15 protein-coding genes are annotated in these 15,943 nt (G+C 65.8%); 7 read left to right on the top strand and 8 right to left on the bottom strand.

The features are described from left to right. Positions 1 to 41 precede the first annotated feature (41 nt). Together LKE06_RS05135 and LKE06_RS05130 are read left to right on the top strand one after the other, a co-directional pair. Positions 42 to 716, top strand: a complete 675-nt coding sequence (locus LKE06_RS05135; RefSeq protein ID WP_227997459.1) for a TrmH family RNA methyltransferase — start codon at positions 42 to 44, stop codon at positions 714 to 716. A gap of 116 nt (positions 717 to 832) precedes the next feature. Next, positions 833 to 1,918 (top strand): glycoside hydrolase family 76 protein, encoded by a 1,086-nt coding sequence (locus LKE06_RS05130; RefSeq protein WP_308188363.1) that lies wholly within the window; start codon positions 833 to 835, stop codon positions 1,916 to 1,918. Positions 1,919 to 1,977: 59 nt separating this feature from the next. Here the strand turns inward: LKE06_RS05130 and LKE06_RS05125 are convergent, their stop codons facing one another. Together LKE06_RS05125 and LKE06_RS05120 are read right to left on the bottom strand one after the other, a co-directional pair. Continuing rightward, on the bottom strand, positions 1,978 to 2,676 hold the full coding sequence (locus LKE06_RS05125) for a DedA family protein (protein ID WP_227997457.1): 699 nt from the start codon (positions 2,674 to 2,676) through the stop codon (positions 1,978 to 1,980). A 4-nt stretch (positions 2,677 to 2,680) separates the two neighbouring features. Beyond that, positions 2,681 to 3,346, bottom strand: coding sequence for a DedA family protein (locus tag LKE06_RS05120; protein WP_227999286.1), 666 nt, complete (start codon positions 3,344 to 3,346; stop codon positions 2,681 to 2,683). Positions 3,347 to 3,718: 372 nt separating this feature from the next. On the opposite strand from LKE06_RS05120, the gene fbaA reads away from it, so the two are divergent. Together fbaA and LKE06_RS05110 are read left to right on the top strand one after the other, a co-directional pair. Further along, positions 3,719 to 4,753: a class II fructose-bisphosphate aldolase gene (fbaA, locus tag LKE06_RS05115; RefSeq protein ID WP_227999285.1), complete on the top strand. Its 1,035-nt coding sequence runs from the start codon at positions 3,719 to 3,721 to the stop codon at positions 4,751 to 4,753. 31 nt (positions 4,754 to 4,784) lie between these two features. Beyond that, positions 4,785 to 5,903: a BTAD domain-containing putative transcriptional regulator gene (locus LKE06_RS05110; protein WP_227997456.1), complete on the top strand. Its 1,119-nt coding sequence runs from the start codon at positions 4,785 to 4,787 to the stop codon at positions 5,901 to 5,903. Here LKE06_RS05110 and LKE06_RS32865 read toward each other — a convergent pair. Then, positions 5,897 to 6,226 carry an excalibur calcium-binding domain-containing protein gene (locus LKE06_RS32865; protein WP_308188298.1) on the bottom strand — a complete coding sequence of 110 codons (330 nt, stop codon included), beginning with the start codon at positions 6,224 to 6,226 and terminating at the stop codon, positions 5,897 to 5,899. The two genes, LKE06_RS05110 and LKE06_RS32865, sit on opposite strands and share 7 nt — an antisense overlap. 131 nt (positions 6,227 to 6,357) lie before the next feature. On the opposite strand from LKE06_RS32865, the gene LKE06_RS05100 reads away from it, so the two are divergent. Then, entirely contained in the window at positions 6,358 to 7,836 is a 1,479-nt protein-coding gene (locus LKE06_RS05100; RefSeq protein WP_227997455.1) for a glycoside hydrolase family 183 protein, read from the top strand. 7 nt (positions 7,837 to 7,843) lie between these two features. Here LKE06_RS05100 and LKE06_RS05095 read toward each other — a convergent pair whose 3' ends face one another. Further along, on the bottom strand, positions 7,844 to 8,905 hold the full coding sequence (locus LKE06_RS05095; RefSeq protein WP_227997454.1) for a fused (3R)-hydroxyacyl-ACP dehydratase subunits HadA/HadB: 1,062 nt from the start codon (positions 8,903 to 8,905) through the stop codon (positions 7,844 to 7,846). Between the two features lie 77 nt (positions 8,906 to 8,982). Beyond that, on the bottom strand, positions 8,983 to 11,088 hold the full coding sequence (locus LKE06_RS05090; protein WP_227997453.1) for an Rv0361 family membrane protein: 2,106 nt from the start codon (positions 11,086 to 11,088) through the stop codon (positions 8,983 to 8,985). A gap of 187 nt (positions 11,089 to 11,275) precedes the next feature. Between LKE06_RS05090 and LKE06_RS05085 the strand changes: the two genes are divergently transcribed. Beyond that, complete coding sequence (locus LKE06_RS05085; RefSeq protein ID WP_227997452.1) at positions 11,276 to 11,725, top strand: DUF3151 domain-containing protein; 450 nt, start codon at positions 11,276 to 11,278, stop codon at positions 11,723 to 11,725. A 116-nt stretch (positions 11,726 to 11,841) separates the two neighbouring features. Then, the gene (locus LKE06_RS05080; RefSeq protein ID WP_227999284.1) at positions 11,842 to 12,948 is read left to right on the top strand and encodes an FUSC family protein; all 1,107 of its coding nucleotides are present in this window, start codon (positions 11,842 to 11,844) and stop codon (positions 12,946 to 12,948) included. Between the two features lie 270 nt (positions 12,949 to 13,218). On the opposite strand, the gene LKE06_RS05075 is transcribed toward LKE06_RS05080, so the two are convergent. The 3 genes from LKE06_RS05075 to LKE06_RS05065 form a co-directional block, all read right to left on the bottom strand. Further along, positions 13,219 to 14,073 carry a glycosyltransferase family 2 protein gene (locus LKE06_RS05075; RefSeq protein ID WP_227997451.1) on the bottom strand — a complete coding sequence of 285 codons (855 nt, stop codon included), beginning with the start codon at positions 14,071 to 14,073 and terminating at the stop codon, positions 13,219 to 13,221. Positions 14,074 to 14,352: 279 nt separating this feature from the next. Continuing rightward, positions 14,353 to 15,141 (bottom strand): site-2 protease family protein, encoded by a 789-nt coding sequence (locus LKE06_RS05070; RefSeq protein ID WP_227997450.1) that lies wholly within the window; start codon positions 15,139 to 15,141, stop codon positions 14,353 to 14,355. Continuing rightward, the gene (locus LKE06_RS05065) at positions 15,138 to 15,797 is read right to left on the bottom strand and encodes a hypothetical protein (RefSeq protein ID WP_227997449.1); all 660 of its coding nucleotides are present in this window, start codon (positions 15,795 to 15,797) and stop codon (positions 15,138 to 15,140) included. Before LKE06_RS05065 ends, LKE06_RS05070 begins: the two co-directional genes overlap by 4 nt. Positions 15,798 to 15,943 lie beyond the last annotated feature (146 nt).

The raw sequence follows: 15,943 nt of genomic DNA, 5'->3' as shown, positions 1-15,943 counted from the left end.
TCGGCGGGGACGCGTTGAGGGCCGGAATTAGCATTGTCCGGGTGAATGACACCCCGGAGACGGCTCTCCCCGGTCCCACCGAGTGGGGCGAGCATCCGCACGGTGTCGGTCCGTGGGTACAGGAACACGGCGAACCGCCCCCGGCGGATCCGCGCCTGGACCCGGAATTGCTCGCGGGCGGCGACCGGCGCAATGTGGTCGACGCCTATCGCTATTGGACGCGTGAGGCCATCATCGCCGACATCGATCGGCGCAGGCATCCCTTCCACGTCGCCATCGAGAACTTCGGGCACGACGCGAATATCGGCACCGTGGTGCGCACCGCGAACGCCTTCGCCGCCGCGGCCGTGCACATTGTCGGCAGGCGCAGGTGGAATCGGCGCGGCGCCATGGTTACCGATCGCTACCAGCACATCGAACATCACACCGATATCGCCGAGTTGCTTGCTTTCGCCGCAGGGGCCGGCCTCACCGTGGTCGCGGTGGACAACACACCTGGTTCGGTGCCACTGGAAACCGCAGTGCTGCCACGCCACTGCCTGCTGCTTTTCGGGCAGGAGGGACCTGGTGTCACCGAACACGCGAAGGACGCGGCGGCGATGACGGTCTCGATTGCCCAGTTCGGCTCGACCCGCAGCATCAACGCGGGCGTGGCCGCTGGCATCGCCATGCACGCGTGGATCGGCCAACATGCCGATTTGACCACGGCCTGGTAACAATTCGGGCGCGCGATTCGGGATCGAACTGGCACCATTGACCTATGACCTCGCGGAGCCCGGGCACAGGGCAGGACGCCACTGCGACCCCCGATCTATGGTCGGAGCGAGCGGACATGGCGGAATCCGCGATCGTCTCCCGCCACCTGCGGGCGTTGTGGGCTTGTCCCGGAACGGAATTGGGTGTGGTCGGCTGGCCCGCCACCAGGCGCGAGCGACTGTTCGTTTCCTGGCATTACTGGTGGCAGGCGCATCTGATCGATTGCGCGATCGACGTCGCGAACCGCGCGCCGAGTCCGGTGCGCCGCAAGCGAATCGGCGTCCTAACGCGCACGCATCGCATTCGCAATATCACCGGCTGGACCAACAACTACTACGACGACATGGCTTGGCTCGCCATAGCTTTGGAACGAGCGGAGCGAACCCAGAGTGTGGCGGCGGGCGGTGGACTCGTCGCGTTGGAGAAGGAACTCTACGAGGCGCGGGATCCCGATCACGGCGGCGCGATTCCGTGGCGTAAGGGCTCGGACTATTTCAACGCGCCCGCCAACGGTCCGGCCGCGATCGCGTTGGCTCGGCTCGGACGGCACGCACGTGCTCAGGAGATGGCCGACTGGCTCGACGAGACGCTACGCGATACGGAGACCGGGCTGATCCTCGACGGCATCCACCTGCCGTCCGGGGAGATCGAGCGCCCGGTGTTCAGCTACTGCCAGGGCGTTGTGCTCGGTCTAGAGGCGGAACTCGCCGTGCACACCGGCGAGGCCAGGCATTTCGAGCGCGTGCACCGGTTGCTCGAAGCGGTGCAGGAGCACTTGAGCACCCATGGCGTGATCAACGGCGGCGGCGGAGGTGACGGTGGCCTGTTCAATGGGATCCTGGCCCGATATCTCGCGGTCGTCGCGGTCATGCTGCCGGGCGAGGATCGAGCGCAGGTGGCGGATCGGCGTTTGGCGGCGGGGCTCGTCCAGGCCTCCGCCACCGCCGCCTGGTCGAATCGACTCGAGGTCGAGGGCGAGCCACTGTTCGGCCATGACTGGAGTTCCCCGGCCCAGCTGCCCGGCGGCCGTTCGGGTGCCGGGCAGTTCACGGCCGGTGGTTCAGTGACCTCGTCACGGGTGCCTGAGCGCGATATGTCGGTGCAGTTGTCGGGCTGGATGCTGATGGAGGCCGCCTACCAGGTCGCGGCCGCCGGGTTCTGACGGGGCCCGGCGCTGGCTACGGATTCCGCCGGGCTGTGCCGATCAGCACTTGGAGCCGATCAGCACTCGGGTTCGAGCGCGCCGGCCGGCGCGATCTCGAGATCGAAATCCTCGGCGGGCTTGCGCATCTCCTGCCGGTAGTGCCGGATCCCGAGCCCGGTGCCGATGATCAGCCCGACCACCAGCGTGCCGACCACCATGGGCATCAGCCACGGCACCCGATCCAGGAAGCTGCCCGCGTAGTAGCCGATCAGCAGCAGTACCGGCGCCCAGATAATCGCGCCGATCGTGCTGGCCAACGTGTACTTGCGGTGATCCATCTTGGCCGCGCCCGCGACCATCGGGCACAGGGTGCGCACCCACGGAATCCAGCGGGCGATGAGTACCGCGACGAACCCGTGTTTCTGCAACAGCTCGGTAACCCGTTGCAGGTTGCGGGTATTGATGTAGCGGCCATTCTTCCTGGCCACTAAATGGTGGCCAGTGCGGTGACCGATGACGTAACCCACCTGATTACCGGCGACGGCGGCGATCATGGTGCCCACCGACAGCGCCCACACCTGGGCCTCGCCGGAGGCATGCCCGGCCATCATGATGCCCGCGGTGATCAGCATGGAGTCGCCGGGCAGGAACAGCCCGATGATCAGGGCGCATTCGATGAGGACGAAGACGAGCACCACCGTCCAGACGAGCGCTGGGCCCGCGGAGGTCAGTGGATCGAAATTGCCCACTGCTAGGTGAAACGGCGCTACGGACACTGGCTCAGTGGGTCGGCTCGTTCGCTGAGGCGGCCAGCTCGGTCTCCGGCGCGGCCTGCGCGCTGGAGCCACGGTTGAGCAGCCGCTTCGCCACGGTCACGATGCCGGGCAGGATCGACACGAAGACGATCAGCAGGAAGATCGCCTCGACGTGGTTCTTGATGAATTCCACTCCGCCGAGGAAGTAGCCGAGGACCGTGATGCCGCCGCCCCACAGGATCGCGCCGACGATGTCGAAAATGACGAACTTGCGGTAGTCCATCTTGGACACGCCCGCGAGCACCGGCATGAATGTGCGCACGATCGGCACGAAACGGGCCAGGATGATGGTCTTCGGCCCGTGTTTCTCGAAGAACGCGTGTGTCTCGGTGACGTAATGCTTCTTGAAGAAGCGGGTGTCTTCCTTGTGGAACAGCGCGGGCCCGATCGCCCGGCCGATCCAATACGCGCATTGATCTCCCGCGAAGGCCGTGATCATCACGGCGGGCAACAGCACCCAGATCGAGACGGGCGCATTGTCACCGGCCGACAGCAGACCGCCGGTGAACAACAGGGAATCACCCGGCAGGATCGGGAACAGCAGCCCGGTCTCGATGAAGACGATGACCAGGATTGCTGGAAGCACCGCGTTCTTCAGCCACGTGTCGGTGAGCAGGTACATCGGATCCATCAGCTGGGTCAGCGCAACGTTGCTTACCGATTCTGTCGCTGCGAGCAGAATCACGCGGCCTCCTGTCAGGGGGTATGGCTGGCCCACTACTTGTCGAGTCGAGGGTTTCTGGTCACCGCGTCGGGAGCTGCCAGCGCAATTACGCGGCCTACAGTACCGGGTTCAGCTGAGAAAGCTGTGACGAATCTGCCCCGATCGCCGCCCCGGAGGGCATGCGGCCCCTGTGGCCTCGCACGATTCGCTAATAGTTGTCTTGGGGCGGGAACCAACTCCTACCGCGATTGTGTTGCCCATGAACGTGACGAAAGGGCGCTGGCCTACGCTGAGGCCTGACAGGATTGTCTTTTGCCGCACAACACGGAGGTCCTCACAGTGCCCATCGCGACTCCGGAGGTCTACGCCGAGATGCTCGGTCGGGCCAAAGCGAACTCGTTCGCCTTCCCGGCCATCAACTGCACATCCTCGGAGACAGTCAACGCGGCCATCAAGGGTTTCGCCGACGCCGGCAGCGACGGCATCATCCAGTTCTCCACCGGCGGTGCGGAATTCGGCTCCGGTCAGGGTGTCAAGGACATGGTCGTCGGCGCGGTCGCGCTGGCCGAGTTCGCGCATGTGGTCGCCGCGCGCTACGACGTGACGATCGCGCTGCACACCGACCACTGCCCCAAGGACAAGCTGGACACCTTCGTGCGCCCGCTGATCGCCATTTCTCAGGAGCGGGTGAACGCGGGGCGCGCTCCGCTGTTCCAGTCACACATGTGGGACGGTTCGGCCATACCGATCAATGAGAACCTCGAGATCGCCAAGGAGCTGCTGAAGGCGACCAATGCGGCGAACATCATCCTCGAGGTGGAGATCGGCGTTGTCGGCGGCGAAGAAGATGGCGTCGAGGCCGAGATCAACGACAAGCTCTACACCTCGACCGAGGACTTCCGTAAGACCATCGACGCGCTCGGCGCCGGTGAGAACGGCAAGTACCTGCTCGCCGCCACCTTCGGCAATGTGCACGGCGTCTACAAGCCCGGCAACGTGGTGCTGCGGCCGGACGTGCTGGCCGAGGGGCAGCGGGTCGCCGCCGCCAAGCTCGGCCTTGCCGCCGACGCGCAGCCGTTCGATTTCGTCTTCCACGGCGGATCGGGCTCGCTGAAGTCGGAGATCGATGACTCGCTGCGGTTCGGCGTGGTCAAGATGAACGTCGACACCGACACCCAGTACGCCTTCACCCGCCCGGTCGCCGGTCACATGTTCGGTAACTACGACGGCGTGCTGAAGATCGACGGCGAGGTCGGCAACAAGAAGGTCTACGACCCGCGCAGCTACCTGAAGAAGGCCGAGTCGGCCATGGCGGCGCGTGTCGTTGAGGCGTGCAATGATCTGAGGTCCGCGGGACGGTCGATCAGCGTCTGACCCTTTCAACCCCTCGGGGGAGCTCGAGCTCATGAGTCTTGATGTGCGCGTGCTGGGGCCTGTCCAGCTGCTCGTCGGCGGTGAGCCGGTGGCGGTCGGCGGGCCCAAGCCGCGGGCCCTACTTGCCGCGTTGGCGGTGAATCGGCGACGCGCGGTGGCATCGGCCGCGCTGGGCGACATGGTGTGGAACGAGGATCCACCTGATTCCTACGCCGCGAGCCTCCAGGTATTCGTCTCGAATATCCGTAAGGCACTGCGTAATTCGGGTGTGGATCCGGCGACTGTGCTGCGCACCGAATCGTCGGGCTATCGGCTCGAAATCGCCGACGACGCTTGCGATCTCGGACGGTTCGAGGCGGCCCGCGCGGCGGGGGTGCGTTGCGCCGAGGTCGGCGATCATGCTGGCGCGTCGCAGTTGTTCGGAAACGCGTTGCGCGAGTGGAGCGGTCGCGCACTGGCCGATCTGGCCGGATTGCAGTTCGCCGACGGTTTCGCCACCGCGATGGACGAGGAACGGCTGCTGGCCGCATCGGCCCGCATCGACGCCGAAATCGCTTGCGGGCGAGCGTCGTCGGTGATCGGCGAGCTGGTCTCCATCACCAATGAGCATCCGCTGCGGGAGCCGCTGTGGGCGCAGTTGATCACCGCGCTGTATTTGTCGGGCCGGCAGGCGGACGCGCTCGACGCCTGTCGGCGGGTGCGCACGGTGCTCGCCGATGAACTCGGCATCGATCCGAGTCCGCCGCTCGTCGAGCTCGAGCAGCGGGTGTTGCGCCAGGAACCGTTGAACACCGTCGAATTCAAGCGCAGCGAGCGGTTGGCGGCGTCGATGACCGAAACTGTCACCGAGATGCCGCGTGCGGTGCGTTCCGGACAGCTGCGGATGTCGGACGGCCGAGTGCTGGTTATCGGCCAGGGTGGTCTGCGTATCGGCCGAATGACCGATAACGACCTCGTCCTCGACGATCCCAAGGCCAGTCGCTACCACTCGCACATCATGCCGAGCCGGGCCGGTCTGCTCATCAAGGACCTGCATTCGGCCAACGGGGTCTACGTCAACGAGGAGCCGATCGAGAGCGGTGCGCTGCTCGCCGACGGTGATGTCATCCGGATCGGCGTAACCGTGCTGAGCTTCCAGGCGCTTCAGTAGTCGCAGGCGACCCCGTCGCCGTCTGGGTCGAGGTAGGGCGCGTAGCCGGGTTGGCCTAGGTACAGCGGCAGCTTGCCCTCGGCGCGCACCTGGTCGCAGTTGGTGTAGTAGGCCGGTTCCTGTTCGGTTGTCTCCGGGGGTGGCACGTTATCGCCCTTGGGGCCCGGACGGTAGCTCGGTATCGGGAGCGAATCGTCCGGACCGGAGCGGGTTGCCGAGGGGGAATCGGCACTGGCGGTCGGCGCCGACGCCATTGCGCCCGCCATGAGACAGGCGGCGCTCAGCGCCGCGAGCCCGTGGCGGTGGATCACTGAAATGTTCACGCTTCTATCGTGCGCCGACACCGGTGGTCCGGGCCAGGGCGTTTCGACCCCGGCGAATCGGAAATTTCGCAGGCTGTAGGCGGTAGGGTCGTTCGCTGGTGCGGGTACCTGGGATATCGAGGGGATTTCGGATGGCCATGCGGTTGACGATCGTGCTCGGTGTTGTCGGATTCGGTGCCGCGGCGATGGTTTGCGGCGCGCGGCCCGCGGGCGCGACGCCCGAGACGAGCGGATCCGGCGGTGTGGCGGTGGCGCCCGGCGCCGGGCCCTGCGTGAGTGATCCGCCGGCGACGCACGAACCGCTGGTGCCGAAGACCATGGACGTGCCTATTCCGTACCCGGTGGTCACCGTTTTGCCGCCGCGGCCACCCGAGCCCGCGCCGACCCGTACCGCGATGGAGTTGCCGCCGAATCCGTGTACCAATCCGTGCCCGGATCTCACCGACGGACCGGTGCCGCCACCGAGCCTCGCCAGTCAGCTCGGGATTCCCGAAATCCTGTTGAACCCCAAGCCTTTCTACTTCGGGCTTCCCGGCCCCGGCCCGGATCCGGGGCAGCTCGCGCCGCCGCCGGAGCCGGTCGAGCCGCCTACCGAGGTGGCCGCGCAATCGGCTGCACGACCCGCGCCGCAGATCGGCGAGGTACGTGAGGTGGCCAAGGAGACCGGCGCGAATTCGATCAACCGCACCGATAAGCGGTGGCAGGTCGACGGGACCGATCTCGGCATCATGTGGGAAAGCGCGCCGGGGGAGATCGCGACCGTGTTCGGTGACACCGTCGGACGCGGCTTCCACCCGCCCGGCGGTATGGGCGGCGATTGGCGCAGCAACGTACTTGCCTTCAGTACCGATCGGGAGCTCTCCGACGGCATGACCATCGACCGGATGGTGACCGATGACCGTTGTCACGCGGCGGAACTGTTGTCGAGCCGCAAGCTCGACAACATCGAGGTGACCACGATTCCGACCTCCGGATTCGCGATCGGGGAACGGCAATACCTGAGCTACATGGCAATTCGCACCTGGAACAGCATTCCGGGGACCTTCTACACCAACTACGGCGGCATCGCCTACTCCGACGACCACGGCCAGACCTGGACCAAAGACCCCTACGCCCGCTGGGACAACATCTTCGGCCTGGCGAATTTCCAAGTGGCCGCGATGGTTCCGCACGGCGAGTACGTGTACATGTTCGGCACGCCCAATACCCGCCTCGGCGCCGTCGGCCTCGCCAGGGTGCCGAAGGATCAAATTCTCAACACCACCGCGTATCAGTATTGGCGCGAAGGGAACTGGACACCGGTCGGTGGATCCAGTTCCGCCACACCGATTGTCGACGCGCCCGCCGGTGAGCTATCGGTGCGCTTCGACGCCGCCCGCAATGTCTGGCAGATGAGCTATCTGGACACCGCGAAGGGGGCAATCGTCGTCCGCGAATCGGACACACCGCAGGGCGTGTGGTCGGAAAGTAGTTCTACCGTGACGGTGCTCGACTATCCGGAGCTGTACGGGGGATTCATACACCCGTGGTCCTCTGGTTCGGACCTATACTTGAATGTCTCGACGTGGAGTGACTACAACGTCTACCTGACGCACGTGAGGCTGGAGTGATCGAGAACTAGGTGAATCGAATCTCGGCGATGGCCCGGCCGAAGAGTTTGCGGCCCTGTGAAGTGCCCGTCATCATCACCGTCGCGGTACGTCGCCGTGGGTCGAGCGACTTGATCTTGCCGGTGAATTCGATCGTGCTCGGCGCATCGGGCGCCACCGGAACGAACCCGGAGAACCGGACGCTGAACTTCTCGATCGCGGTCGGATCGCCGACCCATGAGGTGAGATAGCCCGAGGCCAGGCCCATGGTCAACATTCCGTGCGCCACCACGGTGGGCAGCCCGGCCATGGTCGCGGCCTGATCACTGAAGTGAATCGGATTGGGGTCGCCCGAAACGCCCGCATAGTTGGCCAGATCGCCGCGCGTCACCTCCGCGCTACCGGCGGGCAGCCGATCGCCGACCGATAGTCGATCGAAGCCGGGGAGGCTGTGCACCAGCGCGCTCGGCTGTGGCACTTCACCGGGGTCGGTGCCCTCGGCATCGACGGGGACGAGCGCGCTGGTGTTGACCACCACATCGGCGGGCGGCTGCGGCTGCATCATGATTTTTTCCACCGCGTCGGCGATATTCACGTCGACCTCGGCGCCGCGGCGAGCCACGATCGTCGTCGACCCGGTCTGCACGACCTCGCCGTGCTGGTCGATCATGGTGAATTTGACCAGGATGAAATCGTTGTCGCCGAACTGCCGGATCGATTCGATAACCACCTCGGTGGTCAGCTGATCACCGGCGAGGATGGGGCGGCCGATCTCGAAGATTTGATCGGTCTGCAAAATCTGGGACAGGTCGTAGTCGGTGAGCACCGAATCCAGCAGTGCCCGGGTCGCGGTGACACCGATGACCGACGAGAATGTCGGCGGCGCGATGATGCCCTCGTAGCCGAGTTGGCGCGCATCGGGTTCGAACTGGTGTGCCCCGTGCTGGTTCTGCACCGCGCGCGCGAACTCGCGGACTTTCTCGCGGCCGACGTCGTAGTGGTCGAGCATCCGGAACCGTCGTCCCACCGGGGTTGCTGTCTGTACCACAGCATCCGATTCCGGCTGCGCGATTGTCTGTTCCGTGCCCATGATCCAGAAAATGCTACCGCCGAATCGGACACCGGACCATACATGTGTGACGTTCGTGACCCATTCGAATGGGTTGGCTACGGGTGAGTAGCGGACGGATCACATACCTTCCAGCCGCCGTCGGCGCTCGACAAATCGAAGGTCCGTGCCGTGCGCTTCCCGGGGTCGGCGTCGGTATAAATGGAGGCCTGCGCGATGGCGGTCGTGTCGGTGATCTGGACCGTGTCGACACTGTCCACCACCGGGATGTTCTTGTGCTCCACCGACAATTGGTGGACGCTCGCGAACTGGTCGGCCGGGACATCCCGATAGAAGTCGTGCAGCGGGCCGCAGGTGGCGTTGCGTAGCGCGTTCAGATCACCGGTCTTCAAAGCCCGGGTGTAGTCGGTGATGGCGGAACGAACCTGTGCCTCCGGAGTGTCGTCGCCGGAACTGCTCAGCAGCACAACCGCCAACGTGACGAGGGCGATGACCACGACAACCGCGGCGGCGAGTACCGCGGCCAGCCAGCGCCGTGAGCGGCCGGGTCCCGTGGCCTCGGCGGGCCGCTGCGTCGGCGGGGTCTGCGCGGGCGGCGCGATGCGCTGCGGCTGCGCGATCTGGTACGGCTGCTGCGGCCGTGGGGGCGCGGGTTGGCCCGTCAATGACCGCGTCGCCTGCATATCCGCCGGTGACGGCGCCGGGGTGACCTGTCGCGGTTTGGCGGGCGGCTGCGACGGCTGGGGCGGCCCAACCGGTGCGCCGGGGGCGTTCTGCTGCGGGCCCGAAGGGCCCCGCGGCGCAGTCTGTTTCGGACCGGGCGCGGGTCGCGGTGTGCTCGGCGGCCGGGAGAGCGGTGCCGGACGCGATTTCGCTCCCGTCTGATCTGCCGGTTTCTGGATCGGCAGCACGGTGGTCTTGGCGTCGTCGGGGTTGTCAACCACCCGCATCGCCACGGTTTCCGCGTCGGCGGCGGCGTTCTGCTCGTTCGGGTTCGGTGACGTCTCGCCTGCCGGTCCCGACTTGCTCGGTTCGTCCGTCCCGGCCCCGGGTTTCTTCGGGGTGGCGGGCACCGCGCGCATCGCGACGGTCTTCGCGTCGGCGTTCGCGATGTCGGATTCGGCGTCCGGTGTTGTCTCGGGTGCGGTGTCGCCGGGCGAACCTGTGCTGGTGTCGGATTCGTTCGGGGGTTGCGGTGACTCGGTGGTCGAATCCGCGTCGGCCTTCTTCGGGTTCGCTGTCGTCGCCTCGGGTGCCTTCGCCACGGCGGGCACGGTGCCCATCGCGACCGTCTTCGCGTCGGCGGCCGGCGATTTGTCGGTGGCTTGCGACGGGGCGGGTGTGGGCTCGGCGGTCGAATCCGCACCGGTCTTCGTGTCGGCGGCCGCGGTTCCGGATTGATCCTTGGCTTGCGGATCCTTGGTGGCGGGTTCGGTGGTCGGCTTCGAGACCGGCTCGGTTGCGGATCCGGCCTTGTTCGGTTTGTCCACCTTCGGTGGCGTTGGCTTCGCGTTGGCTTCGGCGTTCTTGTCCGCCTGCGCGGGGGTGTCCGGCGTGGGTTTCGCGGTGTCAGCATCGGCGGCTGCGCCGGAGGTGGCCGACTTGTTCGGCGCGGCGTCTCGATTCGACGCGGCGGTTGCCGCGCTACCGGAGGCGGCGGTGGAACTCGGCGCGGTTCGATCTGCCGGATTGTCGCGTCGTATGACGGCGGTCTGGGCGTCGGATTCCGCGACTTTGCCGGAAACCGTACCGGCGGAAGGGGTTCCGCCCTCGCGCGCCGATTGCTCTTCGGAGCCCTGCCGCGGGTTTGCGCCGGATTCAGCGGGATCGCCCGAACCGGGAGCGGCCTGGCCGTTTGACGTGCCGGACTCGATCGGCGCGGGTTTCGCGGCGGGTGCCCCGGCCGATCCGGTGGAGGCGGCGCGGTCTGCGATATCGCCGGCTTTGATCGGCGTCGTTTCCGGGGTGTCAGCGGGCTTGCCGGGCGACGTGCGCGTTTCGGCACCGGTGGGCGCCTTTTCGGCAGGGGTCTTTTTGTTCGGGGCCGACCGCTTATCGGCGGGCGAGGCGGGCATGGGTTCGGTGGGCGCGGCGTCGGTCCGCGCACTCTCGTTCGCCGCAGGTGTCCGTTCCACGGGTGCGGCCGCCGTGTCGGCGGTGGCGCGCTCGCGCGCCGGGTTCTTCTCGTCGTTTGGGTCGGACACCTAATACCCTTCGGTCAGGCGGAACAGTTGAACTAGACGGTCAGCCTAATGGGCGCGGCCGCAACGAGCCCGTTCATCAGCTCGCGCCGGGCGCACCGACGCCGTGGCGAATGCTGTGGGCGCGCTCGTGGCGCCGGTGGTGATTCCCGTGTCGCCGTGTGGATGGCCGCGGTGCACAATGAACGTCATGACCTCGTTCGGTGACCTGCTCGGACCGCAACCGGTATTGCTGCCAGAAAACTCCGATGCGGAGGAGGCTCTGCTCGACAAGGCCGACCCCGTACAGGTCGTGGCCGCCCATCCGGCGGCCTCGATCGCCTGGGCCTACCTCGCGGAGGCGTCGCTGGCTCGGGGCGATAGTGATGGTGCGGAGGGGACTGTGAATCACGACACCATCGCCGCGTACGCCTTCGCTCGCACCGGATACCACCGTGGCCTGGATCTATTGCGCCGCAATGGTTGGAAGGGCTTCGGTCCGGTGCCGTGGAGCCATGAGCCCAATCAGGGTTTCCTGCGTTGCGTCGGCGCGCTCGCCAAGGCCGCCAGGGCGATCGGCGAAACCGAGGAGTATGCCCGCTGCCTGGACCTGCTCGAAGACTGCGATCCGCGCGCCGCTACCGAACTCGGTCTCGACTGAGCCAGAGTGTTCGGAGTATCACGTAGCGATTCCGCGTGGGGTAATAGGCGGGGTAGTAGCTGGTGACGGGTGGGCTTGATCTGAACGCACGGGTCGACGTCGCCCGGGCGAGCAGCATGGACCGGCTGCGCACCTCGTGGGCGCGGTTGCGCCGGTCCGCGCTGCCGATCATCCAGTGCGCGGTCGGCGCGGCGCTGGCCTGGTTCTTCGCCCACCACGTCGTCGGTCACCCGCAGCCGTTCTTCGCGCCCACCGCCGCGGTGGTGTCGATCGGCATCTCTTTCGGCGCCCGGCTGCGCCGGTCGGTGGAGTTGGTGGTCGGTGTCGCGGTCGGCATCGGTATCGGTGACCTGTTCATCACCCACGCGGGTACCGGCGTCTGGCAGATCGCCCTGGTGGTGGCGGTCGCCATGGCGGGCGCCGTATTCCTCGACGGCGGCTCGATCATCTCCATGCAGGCCGCCAGCTCGTCGGTGCTTGTCGCCACGCTCATGCCACCGTCGGCGGGCGGTGGCTTCTCTCGCATGATCGACGCGCTGATCGGCGGTTTGGTCGGCGTGGTCGTGGTGGCCGCGATCCCATTGCATCCGGTGCGTCGTGCGCGTGAACAGGCCGCGGGAGTCCTCGAGGTGATGGGTAAATCACTCAATGACTGCGCGGACGGTCTGATCGAACAGAACTCCGACAAGATTCGCACTGCCCTCGCCGCCGCCCGCGCGACGCAACCACAGATCGATCAACTGCGTTCGACACTGGAGGGCGGTAGGGAGATCAGCCGAATCTCCCCGCTGTACTGGAATTCCCGCGACCGCCTCGAACGGATTCGCGCCACCGCCGACCCGCTCGACAACGCCGTCCGCAATACCCGTGTGCTGTTTCGCCGTTCGCTCACCCTGGTGCAGGACGACGAGATCCTCGACCCCAGGTTGATTGATGTGGTCGAGCAACTCGCGAAGGCAGTCGATGTGGTGCGCCGGATGATGCTCGCCGACCCGGGGGAGCAACCCGACCAGGCGGAGGCGGCCCGGGTGTTGCGGTCGGTCGCCAAGAATACGCGGCCGGAACTCGTTGATGGCGCGGGGCTTTCGGCCCATGTGGTATTCGCGCAGGTCCGCTCGATGGTGGTGGACCTGATGCAGGTGTGCGGCATGCGACGCATCTCGGCCATGGCACTGCTGCCGCCGACTGTTGCGCGCCCGCATGTGAAACCCGAAGAAGAATGAGGCGTAGTTCACCGCGGATCGGCCCGCTACTCAGCGGATTTCGGACACTCCAATGATCTGCGAGTGTGGCTGTGGCGCAGCGATTGTGCGAATGATGATATTCGCGTAGTGCGCTACTCGTGTCCCGCGCTCACCCTGGCCATAGCTTTGGGCAGTGACCGCGGTACGAGGGGTGTCGCGGTCCAACACTTCGCACGATGGGCGTGGCACCGTTCAGCGCGCGAAGGGTCGCCCGGTCGCGCGGAGGCCGGGCGACCACCATGTTCGCGATCAGTCGCCGCCCACCGGTGAAAGACGCGCCGGACTGCCGCGCAAGGTGAACCGCCTGCGATCGAAATCCCACACCCGATAGATCGGCCATTGGACGGTGTGGCCGATCCAGGCGGCGCTGACAACCACCCGATGTTCGCGCCGGACCGGATAACCGCGATGGGCGATGGTCCGCAGGCCGCAGAGCTGGTAATGCCAGAAGGCGCGCGGATTGCTGCGCCGACGGCGGGCGGAGATGCGGACCCGCTGATCGATCAACTGTTGCATGGGCAGTCGGTTCTCGGCCAGGCAGATCGCCAGGTCGAGATCCTCGTGCAGATCTGCCCGATCGGTGGTGGCGTCCTTGACGCTGTCCCACGCCGTGCGGCGTACCGCCATATTCGCGCCATGGATATTGCCGACCCGTCCGCCGCGCTTGCCGAGTCGGCACATCAGCCAGACGCCGAACTCCAGGAAGAAGCTGACCGGCGAATCATGGTAGGTGAATATGCCGGTTGTCGCGGCGGTGTCGGGATTGGCGATCATATGGTCGCGAATCGCTGCGCCCCAATAGGATTCGACCTGAGTGTCCGCATCGATCCGGGCGATGAAATCGCCGCGTGCCTTATCTATTCCGGTATTGCGCGCTGGAATGAGACCGCGTTGCGGTTCGTGGATGAGTTCGATCTTCGGATGACTTTGCGCGTATTCCCGCACCACTGCTTCGGTGCCGTCCGTGCTCCCATTGTCGACGACAATTATTTCGTCGATGGCGTCCTGATCGACCAGGCGTTCCAGGCACGGCACGATCGCGGTGGCCTCGTTCAAAACGGGGATTACGACCGACAGTGTCGATGGTGAATGTGGGTTGCTCATTGATGCCTTCGGCCGTGTGCGAGAGGAGGCTGGTCCTCGTTGGTGCTGAGGTGGACTGATGGCTGGGCGCGGGTCGCCTCAGTCTGAAATGCGTTGCGCACCTGGTCTTTTGTGCGGCAACGTTGCGTGTTTGGGTGCTGTGATTCGAAGAGCCTATGGAAACTCGATTAGTTAATCAACCATGTTTCATACCCCGGTTTTGGGGGCATCGGCAATCATCGACATCGTGTTGGATCAGTGCAACCGTGGCTGACCAATGGTGGGAATGATGCGGGCGGATCAGATCCAGAAACGGGTCAGATAACTGCCGAATCGCGACCAATCGGACGGTACGCCCGACAGCTCGTATAGCGAGTACACCGCGTCGAAGAACACGCTGTTGATGCTCGGTGTGAACAGCAGCGCGAACAGGATCAACATGCCGAACGGCTTGAACTGATCGAGCGCGCGCCGAGTCTGATAACTCAGCGACGGCTCGACAATTCCATAACCATCCAGTCCCGGGATCGGCAGAATATTCAACAACGCTGCCGTAACCTGTAGGAACGCAAGGAAACTCAAGCCGAACCAGAACGCCGGATGCGCCTGCGCGCTGCCGAGGAACCGCACGATCATCAGCAATATCACCGCGCAGAGCGCGTTTACCGCGGGCCCGGCGCCACTGATGACGCGCTGCATGCGCGCGCTGACGCTATGGGTATGCACGTAGACCGCGCCACCGGGCAGGCCGATGCCGCCGAGCGCGATGAACACCATCGGCAACACGATCGACAGCAGCGGGTGGCTGTATTTCAGCGGATTCAACGTGAGATAGCCGCGCAGTTCGACCTCGCGGTCACCGGCCCGCCACGCGGTGAAGGCATGCGCGAACTCGTGCAGGCACAGCGTGATGATCCAGCCGAACACCACGAGCACGAAAACGCCGACCTTGGCCAGGGTCGAATTGAGATCGGCATTCCAGGCCAGCACCCCGCCGACCGCGGTGATGGCGATGACGAGCAGAAACACCGGGCTCGGCCGGACAGCCCCGCGGCCCGAGCGCCGATTCTGGGGGAACTGCACGCTCATAGGACCAGGAACCAGGGTTCGTGATGCCGGTAGAACGTCGAACGCGGTACCACCCGATCGCTCGCGACACCGTCACGCGTCACCACCGCGCCTGGTGTGCCGAGTTGCGCCGCACGGCCCTCGAGCCAGCGCCGCTTGCGCATGCCTTTTTGCACGGTGGCGCGTACGCCTGGCATGGCCGCGGTGGGCGAGATGCGCATCTCGGTGACCCTGCCGGTGAACAGCATGGTGTCATCGACATACGCCTCACCCTCGAGCTTGTCCCCGCCCGGGCCGGTGATCACCGCGTGCCCGACCAGTACGGTGCCGGTGTCGTCGCGAATCAGCGGCGTCTCGGTGGCACGGCCCTCCAGCGCCCGTTTGGCCGCCGCATTGCCGGTACCGGTCTGGTAGGCGCGGGAGCCGTAGGTCTTTTCGGTCGGCACGTAGCCGATCTCCACATGCAGTCGTTCGGTGCGCATCAGGTGGGTGAGTACCGCCGCGAGGCCGGCGTCCTCGCCGAGCACGATCAACCGGGGCAGGCTGTCGGCGGCGAGCACCGGAAGCAGTTCATCGATCTGATCGGTGTCCGGAATGGCGCTTGTCGGCGAGTTCGGCAACGACGCGAGGGCAATGGGTACGGGTGTGCCGCCGCATCGAAGAACATGGGTACTCAAACTGCCGTACACCTTCCTCGGTCCGGCTGACGCGGACGGTTGCGCGAACCCTCTGCTGGTCCGTTCGTAGGTCACCATAGCCGCGCACGGTTCCGGTCACGCGGTTGCCAAGCCTACGGCTTGATCCGGATCGATGCCGCCGTGGA

Source organism: Nocardia australiensis, assembly GCF_020733705.1.
GTDB lineage: Bacteria > Actinomycetota > Actinomycetes > Mycobacteriales > Mycobacteriaceae > Nocardia > Nocardia australiensis.
Note: the sequence above shows the minus strand (reverse complement) of the source record. Positions and strands in the feature narration are given on the sequence as shown.

Excerpts from the sequence above, each read along its gene's own strand:
- LKE06_RS05095 (WP_227997454.1), bottom strand. The coding sequence starts at position 8,905 with ATGGGCACGGAACAGACAATCGCGCAGCCGGAATCGGATGCTGTGGTA.
- LKE06_RS05100 (WP_227997455.1), top strand. The coding sequence starts at position 6,358 with ATGGCCATGCGGTTGACGATCGTGCTCGGTGTTGTCGGATTCGGTGCC.
- LKE06_RS05085 (WP_227997452.1), top strand. The coding sequence starts at position 11,276 with ATGACCTCGTTCGGTGACCTGCTCGGACCGCAACCGGTATTGCTGCCA.
- LKE06_RS05110 (WP_227997456.1), top strand. The coding sequence starts at position 4,785 with ATGAGTCTTGATGTGCGCGTGCTGGGGCCTGTCCAGCTGCTCGTCGGC.
- LKE06_RS05120 (WP_227999286.1), bottom strand. The coding sequence starts at position 3,346 with ATGGATCCGATGTACCTGCTCACCGACACGTGGCTGAAGAACGCGGTG.
- LKE06_RS05075 (WP_227997451.1), bottom strand. The coding sequence starts at position 14,073 with ATGAGCAACCCACATTCACCATCGACACTGTCGGTCGTAATCCCCGTT.
- LKE06_RS05080 (WP_227999284.1), top strand. The coding sequence starts at position 11,842 with ATGGACCGGCTGCGCACCTCGTGGGCGCGGTTGCGCCGGTCCGCGCTG.
- LKE06_RS05070 (WP_227997450.1), bottom strand. The coding sequence starts at position 15,141 with ATGAGCGTGCAGTTCCCCCAGAATCGGCGCTCGGGCCGCGGGGCTGTC.
- LKE06_RS05130 (WP_308188363.1), top strand. The coding sequence starts at position 833 with ATGGCGGAATCCGCGATCGTCTCCCGCCACCTGCGGGCGTTGTGGGCT.